Genomic DNA, 12,507 nt, shown 5'->3' on the forward strand with positions numbered 1-12,507 from the left:
ATTCCATATAAGCTTACAAATAGAGCTTTTACTCTAAAAATTTAAACAAAGGAATTAACAATGGATGCTGATAATAGTTTTACTATCTCAAGAATTTTCCAAGCAGAACATCTTATAAATGATATTACAAATAAAGAAATTACCTTTTCTCACCCATCAAATTTTGAAGATATGTGGGAATTACAAACTAACCACCTGTATTTTATACAATGTTGGGGAATTAATCAAACTGATTATCATTGGGAAATGTATGGCAAGAATAAGACAGAGTTGAAGGTTGTTATTGATAATGTTAGTTTTGAAATCAATAATATGCTGAAGACTATCAACAATCCCCAAAAAAATACAACAATAAGAGACTCTAAATATTATTTAAACTATTTCCTACCATATAAAAGTTATTTTATAGGGATTGATTACTCCAAAAGCAATGAGGATATAGAGAGCTTACATAGAGAAATAAGCAATTTAGATTTAAACAAAAACAACAAAGAAAAAATTATAGATTTTTTAAGTTATAAAAAGCCTTATTATAAGTTCGAAAATGAAGCAAGAATAATTTTGGATTTGGATACAAAGCGAACAAAAATCGATAATCTAAAAATAGAAACTTATTGGACTTCAGGAAAAAATACAAAACTGCTTAAAATGAAAAATTTTTATTGGATAAATATTATCAATCATATAGAAATTCACCCTTTAGCTACAGAGTCTTATATTTGCTATGTTAAAGAAAAATTGCTTTTGGCTGGAATAGGGGAGGAGAAAATTTACCATCAAGGAAAGCCTATTCAATCAAATAGTATAGATTTTAGTTTGTTTTTAGAAACCTATTCTAAGGGTAAGATACAGATTGTGGATAAAATGTTGATGGCGTTTTTTGTTGATTTTCAAAATAAAGAAGAATTTAGTCAAGAAACTAGAAATGAATATGTGCAAAATATACAAACATTGCCCGAGCATATTGTTTTTAATATGACTTTCAATTATTTAAATGTTTGGCTAAATGGGGGTAGTAATAAAAATAGTGCTCTAGAAAATGAAGTTTTTACACCCATTCAAAACAAATTAAAAGAGAATCTTGAGGATACCAAAAATATAGTTTTGCTTTTCTTTCTTGCTATTTATTTGGATAATTCTAAAGAGTTTTTATCTTTACTAAACTATGATAAAGGATTATGTAAATTTGGAACATTATTACAACCTAAAGAAGAAAGGCAACTTTTATTAGAAGTTTGGCAAAAAATATGGAAAATAGACGATGATAATCAATGCAAAATTTTTTGCTATTCGACAATGCGTGAATTTTATGATAGAGCTTACAAGAATTATCACAAAAGCAAAGCATTAAATCAGGGTAATCCATACTTTGATATTTAATACCCTTATCATCAAATAAGCATTATTGAGATAAACTGAAGTGATTAAGGTTTGTTAATAAAAATTTCTTATACTTTACCTATAAGGAATTATTTTTGCTATTCTTCTAAATCAAAGTTTAGGAGTCTAATGTGATAGAGAGTATAGAAGTAAAAAATTATAAAGTATTAGATTCAATAGAGGTTGAAAACCTAGCACAAATAAATATTTTTGTAGGTAAAAATAATTGCGGTAAAACCTCTTTGCTTGAGACTATATTTCTTAATTTTCAGCCAAACAATCCTATGAATATCGTATCGGTTGTGTCTAATTTTATAAGACAAATGCAAATAAGCCACGATAATTTGGATTATTTTTTCAATCAGCTTGATATGACTAAACCTATTAAAATCACATCATCTTATAATCAGCAAAAAATGCACTTGCAAATCACACCAAAAACAACAAATGATTTTGCTCAAATACTGCCAAATGATATAAATATGAATATGGATAAAATCTTAGATAAAAAAACAGGTGCTTACATCACAGGTTTAAACTTTGATATACAATTTAATGGAAATCCTGCGGTAAGAAGTAGCTTTGATATTCGCGGAAACAATATTAATAATGTTATCCAAGTAGATTATCCCTCATTTTCAGGTATGATTTTTCCAAGCAATTTAATGTTTAATGCGTTAGGCATTTTAGGACGATTACGAATACTTAAAAAAGAGCAAGAATTATTAGCCCATCTCCAAATCTTTGATGAGAAGATTCAAGGGATAGAAGTAATCAATGGTGAAATAATGGTAGATTTAGCAGATATGCCTAAAAAAATTAGTCTTAATACTATGGGGGAAGGCTTAAAAAAATATCTAGCCATTTTGGCAAGTGTCATTGTGGGAGAATATAAATACATCTGCATTGATGAAATTGAAAATGGACTTCATTTTGAATCAATGCACAAATTGCTTGAATCTGTCATTAAACTAGCTCAAAAAACCGATATACAACTCTTTGTCTCCACCCATAGCTATGAATTTTTAGAAATTCTTAATACAATCTCTAGTGAGAATCAATACGAACAAATTGCTATTTTTAACATTGCGAGAACTAAACTTAAAGGTTTGCAAACTTATAAATATGATATGAAAGATTTAGAGAATTTACTCAAAACCAAAACAGAATTTAGAGACTAAAATGACTTTATTTGTTGTAGAAGGCAAAAGCGATAAAGTATTTTAGCGCAATATATACACTATAAAAACCCTACATTTGAGTATAAAATCATTGAAAATAATGGCAATGAGCTTCAAAAATCGACATTAAAAACAATTCAAAAAGAATTAGATGATAGTCATAGAGTTTGTATTATTTTTGATGCCGATTTAGATTATAACCAAACACAACAGCATATTAAAAATAAAATCATAGAATATAAAAATAAAGTAGAAATATTTTTATTCCCAGACAATAAAAACAAAGGCAACCTTGAAACTTTACTCTCTCATATTGCCAAACATAAAGAAATAATAGAATGTTTTGAAAAATATGTTGAATGTATAAACTCTCACTCTAAAGATTTTGCAGATAATATTTACAAAAAATCAAAAATGTATGCTTATCGTGAGGCAAGCGGTTTAGAAAAAATTATAAAATCAAACAAAAATACAATGAATGAGAATATATTTAGTCAATATTTTAAATTTGATTCACCTTATCTACAACCTCTTTATAGTTTTATATTTAACCTATAAATTCTTTAAAATTCCAAACTCTACTATCTTGCTTTAGCCAAATAATCTCTTTTTGCTCAAGCTCCTACAAATCTCATTAAGTAGATATAATTTTAGAATCCAAACCCGCAGATTCCACCCTTGGCACTTCCGCATTCAATCCCAAATTGATACATTAGTGTATGCGTTGTATAATCTCACACAGATGAGGAGATTTTTATAAATAATATGCTACAATACCGACACAAAAGACAAAGGAGCAAACAATGAATCCAAAATGCACAATTATTTCTCACTAACACACTTCTTAAAATTGATTTTTTAGGAGGATACAATGGTTTTGCATACATAATAAATAGATAACTTCTACTTTTAAAATATCAAAGCTAAAGGAATGCGTCAAACCTGTCTTTTAGACATAGACAGGTTACCCTTATCAAAACATATACACATAACGCAGTGCTGAGCGTGAATATCCCCAGCCGAGTAATAGCTCAATCCTATGCATATTATTATAAGTCAAACTCCCTCCAATATGCCCTTCTAAATTAAAACCCCTATGTGTGGGAGGGATAAAATCAGAAGTAAAGACTTTAAAATATCCTATATTAAGCCCAGCAAAAGCACCCCATACAAATGTATCTTGAGGATTAAAATCTATAATCCAATCTACCCCAATACGCGTATATAAAGCATTACTAGAAGTCTCAACCCAACTTATGCCTTGTGGATTTAACTTGCTATGCCTGTATAAACCCCAATTTATCCCCACAATACCTCGTATCCCTTGTCTAAAAGAATCTAGATTCTGATAAGATTGTGGAAAATAATAAGCATAACCTCCAATTACACCTGTGCTAAAATCTGCAATTCCAGCTCCTCCTAATTCTATTCCTGCAAAAACTCTGCCTGTATCATAATAATCATTAGCAAAAATATCAGAAATAAAAATAAAAGATAAAAATAATATGCTAAATTTTTTCATACATATCCTTAACATCGCGCTAATTCTCCTCTTTATTTAATAAATTTGTATAAAAAATATCAAGGTTTTTATCATAAACTTTTGTATGCACATCAAAATATCCAAGTAAAGTGCTAAAAAGATAGTCGTGCGAAAGATTATAATCCTTATGTTTATAGGCAAGATCAAGCAAATTTTTATCATTACTATAAAAAAGCAAGGGAACGTGTATTTGCTCTTTTGGGGCTAAAAAATAAGGCATTGCGTGCAAATAAATACCATTTTCTCCTAAACTCTCGCCGTGGTCGGAAACATAAAGCAAAGAAGCTTGAACTCCGCTTTGAGATTGTAGCATTTTAATCAGCTTACTTATCACATAATCGCTATAAGCAATCGTATTATCATAAGTATCTGTGAGCTCCTCTTGTGTGCATTTTTGCAATTCATTTGTATCACAAGTGGGCGTAAAACGTGTAAAATCTTTTGGGTATCTTTTATAATAAGTTGGTCCGTGTGAGCCTTGCAAATGCACAATAATAATCTTTTGCTCTCCAAGATTTAAAGCATTTTGTATATCTTTGAGCAAAGCTTCATCATAGTCTTCATTAAACATTTTTACTTCTTTGATACGCTCACATACACCTTGACAGCCACCCGAATTATTCCCAAACCAAACCACCCTCACACCCACTTTTTGCAAAATATCAAGTGCATTTTCTTTAAACTCACTTTCTTTATATTGCTTACGTGTAGAAACTGAAAACATACAGGGCACACTCACAGCTGTAGAAGTGCCACAAGATCTTACAGCATTAAAAAATACAACCCCACCCCATTTTTTAGTATAAGGATTAGTTTCATTCGTAGTTGCCCTGTCTTTTTCAAGCAATGAAAAATTTGCCGCCCTCGCAGTCTCGCCCACTACAAGAATAAGCAATCTTTTTTTATGCTCTAAAATACGTGCATCTGGTGCAATAATCTCAAGTGGAGGTTTTGTAAAGGTGCGGGATTTGATATATTTGACTAAAGATTTGAGCTGATAAAATGGCGTAGTGTAGTATTCGCTCTGATAATAATATCTAAAAAATGGCACAAAAAATTGTGTTTGAGGGACAAAAATCGCTAAAAGAAGCAAAATTCCCACAAAAAAGCTCGCAAATCGTGTAAGAAGTGCATTTTTTATACCCTTAGGTGCATATACAATACGCGTTTTTAGCACAAGTAGGCAAGGTAAGATACCAAAAAATAGCACAAACAAAACAAGTTTTAGATTAAGAAGTTCTCGCACCTCTCGTGCATCGGTTTTAAAGGCATTTTCTAGCATTGTCTTATCAATAATCACTCCATAAGCGCTCATAAAATATGCACTTACACAAGCTACCATTATAAAAATTATCATAAAAACTTTACTCAAATACGGCACAAGCAAAAGTGTTAAAATCACAAATAAAAGCAAAAAAACCATTGGCACAAAGGCGATATGCTGCCACAAAGTTGCACTTTCATCAATACTTGTATAAATAAAAATAAAAAGATTAAAATTCATAGCACTTAAAAAAGCTGCACAAAGCAAAACGAAATTAAGCCACGAAATATTCCATTGTTTTTTTAAGATTCCCATTTTACCTCACTTGTCCATTGCCTGTAATACAATATTTATAACTTAATAAAGATTCTATACCCATAGGACCTCTAGCGTGAAGTTTAGAGGTAGAAATACCCACCTCCGCACCAAAGCCAAACTCTCCACCATCGCTAAATCGTGTAGAAGCATTCACATATACACACGCCGCATCGACCTCACGCATAAAAGTTTGTGCTATCACTTCATCTTGAGTGATAATAGATTCCGAATGCGCAGAACCAAAGTGCGCAATATGCTCTAGGGCTTCATCAATTCCATTTACAACTTTAAGATTAAGAATCTTATCGCCCCACTCTTTGCTAAAATCAGCTAAGCCATCATCTGCAATGCCCCAATTTTTGAGCCATACTTCATTTTCAAACATTACACGCACATCTGCTTCTCTTAATTTTGTAAGCAATTTCGGTAAGAATCCCTCTACAAGCACCTCATCAAGCAAGATACACTCACACGCATTACACGCGGCGGGATAGCTTAACTTTGCATTGAGCACAACATTGAGTGCCATATCCAAATTCGCACTTTTATGGATATAGGTATGGCACACGCCCTTATCGTGCTTGATGATAGGAATTGTTGCGTTATGTTTGACAAATTCAATCAATCCCTCGCCCCCTCGTGGTATAAGCAAATCCACATACTTATCCATTTTGACAAATTCTAATATTCCCTCACGTGAAGTATCCTCTATCATACTCACACATTCTTTAGGAAGTGAATGCTGCTCTAATGCACTATGCAATGCTTTAAGTATTGCCACATTTGAGTGAAATGCCTCTTTGCCACCTTTGAGCACACACACATTCCCACTTTTAAAGCACAATGCACTTACATCACTTGTAACATTAGGGCGAGATTCATAAATGACACCAATGACACCAAGCGGCACACTCACTTGTGTAATCTCTAATCCTGCCTTGTTTTTCCAACTTTTTATCACCTGCCCTACACTGCAATGAAGCTTTGCAATATCACGCATAGAATCTGCCATAGAATGCACTTTTATGCTATTTAATTCTAATCTTTTACGCATTGCTAGAGGAAGATGCTCTGCCACACTCATATCTTTAGCATTTGCTTCACATATTATTTCGCATTGAGATTCTATCTCATCTGCCATAGATTCTAGCACTGCATTTCTTTCTTCATTACTTAATCGTTCTAATATCCTTGCACTACGCTTTGCCAATATGAGCATTGCTACCATATCTTGCATTATACTTCCTCTCTTTGCTTGGCAAGTTCCTCCACTTCTGTGATAAATCGCTCAAGTAATTGGTCTTCTTTGAGCTTACAGAGAATCTTCCCCTCTTTAATAATCAATCCATCTTTATTCCCAAAAGCAATAGCAATATCTGCGTGTTTAGCTTCACCCAAAGCATTTACAGCACAGCCCATCACACTCACTTGCAAAGGTATTTTGATATGTTTAATGCGAGATTCTACTTCTTGCACCATTTTGACAAGATTCGCTTCAATCCGACCACAAGTAGGGCAAGACACTATACTTACCCCGCTTTTTTGTCGTCCGCTGTATTGAAGTATGAGGCGCGCGACTTTAATTTCTTCTTCAAGCTCACCTGTTATGGAGATTCTCATCGTATCACCAATACCCTCCATAAGTAGCCCACCAAGTGCCATAGCACTTTTTATCATTGAATGGGGCAATGTCCCAGCCTCTGTAACACCTAAATGAAAAGGATAATCTACCAATGGACGCAACATTCTATATGCCTCCATTGTGCGTAACACATCACTTGCTTTAAGTGAAATTTTAATATTACTAAAGCCAAAATCCTCTAAAAGCTTGATGTTGTATAACGCAGATTCAACCATACCTTTAGGAGTTGCACCATATTTTTCCTCAAATTGTTTTTCTAAACTCCCACCATTTACACCGATACGAATAGGTATGCCTCGTGCATTACACGCATCTGCCACAGCTTTAATTCTATCTTTTGAGCCAATATTACCCGGATTAATGCGGATACAATCCACGCTCTCTGCTGCAATAAGTGCAAATTTATATCTAAAATGAATATCCGCGATAAGTGGCAGGGGCGAGACTTTTTTCAAATCTTTGAGTGCATCTGCGTCTTTTGGGTCGCTCACTGCCACACGCACCATATCAGCCCCAGCAAAATATAATCTATCAAGCTGTGCTTTTGTCGCCTCTATATCACAAGTTTTACTAAAAGTCATACTTTGCACACTAATAGGTGCATCACCGCCTACTGCCACATTTCCTACAAAAATTTGTTTTGTTTTTACCCTTTGCACTCCAAATCCCTTTGTGATTTTTTGTTTATTTTATCACTTCTTGGGTAAAATTCAACCTACAACTTTACATACAAGGACAAAAATGCACGAATATTCTATTGTCGCCTCACTGATACAAATGTGCGAATCCCACGCAAAAGAGCATAATGCTGCCTCTATTGCCAAAGTCTGCATCGCCGTTGGTGAGCGTAGTGGTGTAGATAGTGCGCTTGTAAAAAGTGCATTTGAGACTTTTAGACTTGATTCACCTTTGTGTCAAAATACTATTTTGGAAATACAATCCCAAAGCGTTGAACTAGAGTGTCGCGACTGCGGGCATTATTTTCAAGCACAAAATCTCACATATAGCACTTGTCCGCAGTGTCAAAGTCATAATGTCATCATCGCTAAGGGCAAAGAGCTGCATCTCCTTAGCCTTGAGCTTGATATACAATCTTAAAAAGGAGCATATATGCCTAAAATTGATAAACCTCTTGCTCAAAAAGTAGATGAACGCGTATTTGAGCAGCTTTTAAAATACAATCCTCAAACGCAAAATCTTTGGGATATTGTAGGAATTTTTGAAAATGAACGGCAAAAACTACGTATTGAAATCGCCCAATACCACGAAGATATTAAAAATTCTCAAGCTAAACTCAAAGAGCTACGTGAGGGCATTACTAAAGCACAAAATATCCTTCGCGCCATTGAGCAAAAAATCTCTGAATCTCCTGTGCCACCAGAAAAAGAAGAAAGCCAAAAAGAAGCACTTATGCTTAAAATAAGCGAACTTGAGCTTGAAAATTCTAAGCTACTTGTAGAGCTACGTGATTTAAAAAGCGAATATCAGCTTGAAGAGAATCTACACCAAATGCAAAATATGCGTGAGACACTACAAGAATCTTTAGAAGATCCAAGTAAGCCCTAACTTAAAAGGATACCTATGCAATATCAAAGTGCTTATACCACGCCAAAACGCCTTTTTGTGAGTGCGTGTGAGCCCAGTGCGAATCTCCATCTTAAATTTCTTGCTCAAAATCTTGATAAATCCACTCACATCTGTGGTGTCTTTGAGCCAGAGACTTTTACCAATTTCCCTTATGCCTCGCCCTCTTATACGCTTAAAGATTTTGCAATTATGGGATTTTTTGATGTGATAAAAAAACTTGCTTTTTTTAAACGAGCCATTAAAGAAATGAGCGAACTTGCTGCGCAATGTGATGTAGTGCTTCTTATGGATAGCTCAAGCTTCAATTTGCCTATTGCCAAAACTCTTAAAAAAAATACTACCAAAGTGCCTGTTATATATTATATCTTACCACAAGTTTGGGCGTGGAAGCCGTGGAGAGCCAAAGAAATAGAATCTGTATGTGATTATTTATGTGCGATTTTGCCTTTTGAACTTCAAATGTATCCTAACGCAGTGGCTGAAAACAGAGCATTTTATGTTGGACACCCCTTGCTTGATGAGATTCCCACACTTAAAGAGCAACCCTTACCTCTTGAAAATGGAAAAATCGCCTTTATGCCCGGCAGCCGTAAAGGAGAGATAAAACGCATTTTTCCTATCTTTGCCGCTGTGGCAAAAGAGATTGCAAATCCTAAGATTCTCGTGCTACCTGAACATTTTAAAAATCTAGACAAAGAGGCAATGCACAACATTTATGGAGAGGATATACACTATTTTGAGCTTAGTTTTGATGCTAATAGTGCGCTTTTGGAGAGTAGTTTTGCCTTTGTTTGCTCTGGCACTGCCACGCTTCAAGCTACGCTCATTGGCACACCCCTTGTGCTTGGTTATAAGACGCGCACTATTGATGTAATGATTGCACGAGCCTTTGTGAAACTAAAACATATAGGACTTGCTAATATTCTTTATAATGCTCTGCATTGTGGGAATCCACGCACAGGTGAAAAAGAGATTCATACCGAACTTATCCAATCTTCGCTCACAAAAGAGAATCTGCTTAATATCTACCACGCTACAAATGCACACGAATTTTTTGCTAAAGCTAAGGAAATCCGCTCTTATCTTGCTTGCGGAAGTGCAGAAAGAGTAATTAAACTTCTCGATAAGCTATTAAAAGAAAGGGGAATTTATGACTTATAAAAAAATAAAAATGGCATTATATTTGGTTTTAGTTATGGCATTTATCGCTTGCAATTCCAATATGCAAGCCAATCAAAAAGAAGTGAGCAACGCTTTACCAAGTGATATAAAAAACTTTATAGAATCTAGGGAAAAATTTATAGAATCTGAAAATATGTGAGAGATTTATTCATAGTTACCGCCCTTTACCCACTTAAGATTAACTTATTTTAGATAAATTATACAAAGTTTCATATTATTTAAAGGTTATTAATGAATCATTTTAGCAAAATTGGTTTTATCCTCGCTGCACTTGGAAGCTCTATCGGCTTAGGGCATATTTGGCGTTTTCCCTACATAGCAGGGACAAACGGCGGTGGTGCATTTGTCTTACTCTATTTATTTTTGGCACTCTCACTTGGCATTGCAATGCTTATTGGCGAAATGCTTATTGGGAACAAGGGGGGGGGCGCCAATGCTGTCAAAAGCTATGAAAATCTTGATGTGAGCTCAAGTAAAAAATGGCGTTTAGCTGGATTTACACTTATTGGCGGTCCTATTATCTTATCTTTTTATGCTATCGTGCTAGGCTGGGTGTTTTACTATCTCTTTATAGTGAGCTTTAACCTCCCTAGCGATATGCACACCTCTGAAACAATTTTTAATACCCTCTATACAAATGGTTTTGTGCCCCAAACACTTGGTTTGCTTTTTGTTATGGGAATCACAGCGTGGGTTATTTCGCGCGGTGTGAAAAAAGGTATTGAAGCCTTGAATCTTATCCTCACACCGCTTCTTTTCATTATATTTTTTGGCTTATTGCTCTATGCGATGAGTATGGATTCTTTTAGCAAAGCATTACATTTTATGTTGAGTTTTGATATAAATGAAGCAAAAAAAGCCCTCACACTTAATGTATTTATTGATTCTCTAGGGCAGGTGTTTTTCTCGCTTTCACTCGGGGTAGGTATCATCATCACTTATGCCGCTTCCTCGCAAAGCAATCAAAATCTCCTTAAAAGCGCACTTTGGGTAGTGCTATCTGGAATTTTAATCGCTATTATGGCTGGACTTATGATTTTTACTTTTGTATATGAATATAATGGAGCAGTAGGAGGAGGTGCTGGGCTTATTTTTATAACTTTGCCCGTTATGCTCTCTCATCTTGGTATATGGGGCAATGTCATCGCATTTTTATTCCTCATTGCCTTTAGTTTTGCAGGCATTACCTCTGCGATTTCACTCCTTGAACCCGCCGTTATGTATGTATGCGAAACTTACCATTGGAGCAGAGCAAAGGCAACTTGGAGCATTGCTGGAGCAATTAGCGCACTTGGTATAATTATTATTTGCTCTATTTGCACACCTATGGCAGATTATCTTACTATTGGTGGTAAAACGCTTATGGATAGCATTGAATTTCTCTCTGCAAATATCATTATGACACTCGGGGGACTTTTGGCTGTTACATTTATCGGCTGGGCTGTGCCAAAGGCTCAATTACAACAGCACACCGCACATTTTTTTAACAACATTGCTTTTACTCTTTGGTATATCATTATGCGCTATATTGCTCCGCTTATTACTATTATGATACTTGTAGCAGTGAGTATAAAATTTTTTACAGGAGAGGACGCGGTAGATTTTATTTTTACATCTTTAGGGCTGTGAGTGAGAAATCTAATCTTTTAGAGTATATAACCACCATAATATAAAATGAGCCAAAAGCTTCTAGCCCTTATAAAAAAGAGTAAAAACTTTGGCTAAATTTATGTCTTAAAAGACATAGGTGTAAGCGATATTGAAAGAATAATTATTTTTGTGTGAAGAGTTAATAGTGATGTTGCCTTGAGCAGTGTTCGTTGAGAAATTCCTCTCAAGATAAGAATAAAAGGGAACCCTAACGATAAAATCAAATTGATGATGCACATCTCTAATTACCTGCAATCCAAGATTCATAAAAATCCCACTCGTGTTGTATTTATGTCCGGGTAATCCTTTTGTATCATCTAAGAGTTTTTTTAACTCCCCTCCTATTCCCTCGTAGCCTGCTCCAACAAATACTCCTACCTGATTGATTTCACTAGAGCCAAATTGATAGAGGAAATCCACATTGCCCGCATACCTAAAAAATCCATAAGTCTCACCATCATTAGCTTCACCTTCAGAATAGTTCCCCTTACCAAAAGCTCCCACTACCCTTAAGCCTACTTTAGGAGTGAAGTAGTATTGAAAGCCTCCTCTTAGTCCATAGGATAAATCAAATAAATAGTCATTACTTTCTGATGTGTAAGCGTTACCAGGTGATGAGAATATTACTTTTCCTTCCGACACATGGTAATTTACTCCCACATCTGCCCCGATAAACACACCACTTTTTGCACCATAAACACTAGAAATAAAGCCAAAGCCTAGAATCATTCCTAAAAGAAATTTTATTTTCATCTTAGTC

Annotated in this window: 13 protein-coding genes; 8 read left to right on the forward strand and 5 right to left on the reverse strand. The window is 34.7% G+C overall.

Annotation, left to right across the window (positions count from 1 at the left end; translation table 11 throughout):
* The first annotated feature begins 60 nt into the window (after positions 1-60).
* The 3 genes from HH_RS03935 to HH_RS09885 all read left to right on the forward strand — a co-directional run bounded on the left by HH_RS03935 (position 61) and on the right by HH_RS09885 (position 3,119).
* Positions 61-1,380: a hypothetical protein gene (locus HH_RS03935; RefSeq protein ID WP_011115641.1), complete on the forward strand. Its 1,320-nt coding sequence runs from the start codon at positions 61-63 to the stop codon at positions 1,378-1,380.
* Positions 1,381-1,511: 131 nt separating this feature from the next.
* Complete coding sequence (locus HH_RS03940; protein ID WP_011115320.1) at positions 1,512-2,561, forward strand: AAA family ATPase; 1,050 nt, start codon at positions 1,512-1,514, stop codon at positions 2,559-2,561.
* Between the two features lie 54 nt (positions 2,562-2,615).
* Positions 2,616-3,119, forward strand: a complete 504-nt coding sequence (locus HH_RS09885) for a DUF3226 domain-containing protein (RefSeq protein WP_432805826.1) — start codon at positions 2,616-2,618, stop codon at positions 3,117-3,119.
* 415 nt (positions 3,120-3,534) lie between these two features.
* Here the strand turns inward: HH_RS09885 and HH_RS03945 are convergent, their stop codons facing one another.
* Genes HH_RS03945 through ispG form a run of 4 tightly spaced genes read right to left on the reverse strand, consistent with a single transcriptional unit; the run spans position 3,535 to position 7,987 of the window.
* A complete protein-coding gene (locus tag HH_RS03945) occupies positions 3,535-4,083 on the reverse strand; it encodes a hypothetical protein (protein ID WP_034365602.1) in 549 nt (182 codons plus the stop codon).
* A 19-nt stretch (positions 4,084-4,102) separates the two neighbouring features.
* On the reverse strand, positions 4,103-5,683 hold the full coding sequence (locus HH_RS03950; RefSeq protein ID WP_011115645.1) for a phosphoethanolamine transferase: 1,581 nt from the start codon (positions 5,681-5,683) through the stop codon (positions 4,103-4,105).
* A gap of 1 nt (position 5,684) precedes the next feature.
* The gene (locus HH_RS03955; protein WP_011115646.1) at positions 5,685-6,923 is read right to left on the reverse strand and encodes a glutamate-5-semialdehyde dehydrogenase; all 1,239 of its coding nucleotides are present in this window, start codon (positions 6,921-6,923) and stop codon (positions 5,685-5,687) included.
* Complete coding sequence (ispG, locus tag HH_RS03960) at positions 6,923-7,987, reverse strand: flavodoxin-dependent (E)-4-hydroxy-3-methylbut-2-enyl-diphosphate synthase (RefSeq protein WP_011115647.1); 1,065 nt, start codon at positions 7,985-7,987, stop codon at positions 6,923-6,925. The genes HH_RS03955 and ispG overlap by 1 nt, the downstream gene beginning before the upstream one ends.
* A gap of 82 nt (positions 7,988-8,069) precedes the next feature.
* Here ispG and hypA point away from each other — a divergent pair, with 82 nt between their 5' ends.
* The 5 genes from hypA (at position 8,070) to HH_RS03980 (ending at position 11,726) form a co-directional block, all read left to right on the forward strand.
* Positions 8,070-8,426, forward strand: coding sequence for a hydrogenase/urease nickel incorporation protein HypA (gene hypA / locus HH_RS03965; RefSeq protein WP_034365597.1), 357 nt, complete (start codon positions 8,070-8,072; stop codon positions 8,424-8,426).
* Positions 8,427-8,438: 12 nt separating this feature from the next.
* On the forward strand, positions 8,439-8,894 hold the full coding sequence (locus tag HH_RS03970; protein WP_011115649.1) for a hypothetical protein: 456 nt from the start codon (positions 8,439-8,441) through the stop codon (positions 8,892-8,894).
* Between the two features lie 15 nt (positions 8,895-8,909).
* Positions 8,910-10,076, forward strand: coding sequence for a lipid-A-disaccharide synthase (lpxB, locus tag HH_RS03975; RefSeq protein ID WP_011115650.1), 1,167 nt, complete (start codon positions 8,910-8,912; stop codon positions 10,074-10,076).
* Entirely contained in the window at positions 10,066-10,236 is a 171-nt protein-coding gene (locus tag HH_RS09515) for a hypothetical protein (RefSeq protein ID WP_158295428.1), read from the forward strand. Before lpxB ends, HH_RS09515 begins: the two co-directional genes overlap by 11 nt.
* 92 nt (positions 10,237-10,328) lie before the next feature.
* Positions 10,329-11,726 (forward strand): sodium-dependent transporter, encoded by a 1,398-nt coding sequence (locus HH_RS03980; protein ID WP_011115651.1) that lies wholly within the window; start codon positions 10,329-10,331, stop codon positions 11,724-11,726.
* A gap of 105 nt (positions 11,727-11,831) precedes the next feature.
* Here the strand turns inward: HH_RS03980 and HH_RS03985 are convergent, their stop codons facing one another.
* Complete coding sequence (locus HH_RS03985) at positions 11,832-12,500, reverse strand: outer membrane beta-barrel protein (RefSeq protein WP_011115652.1); 669 nt, start codon at positions 12,498-12,500, stop codon at positions 11,832-11,834.
* Positions 12,501-12,507 lie beyond the last annotated feature (7 nt).

This window comes from Helicobacter hepaticus ATCC 51449 (assembly GCF_000007905.1).
Lineage (GTDB): Bacteria > Campylobacterota > Campylobacteria > Campylobacterales > Helicobacteraceae > Helicobacter_C > Helicobacter_C hepaticus.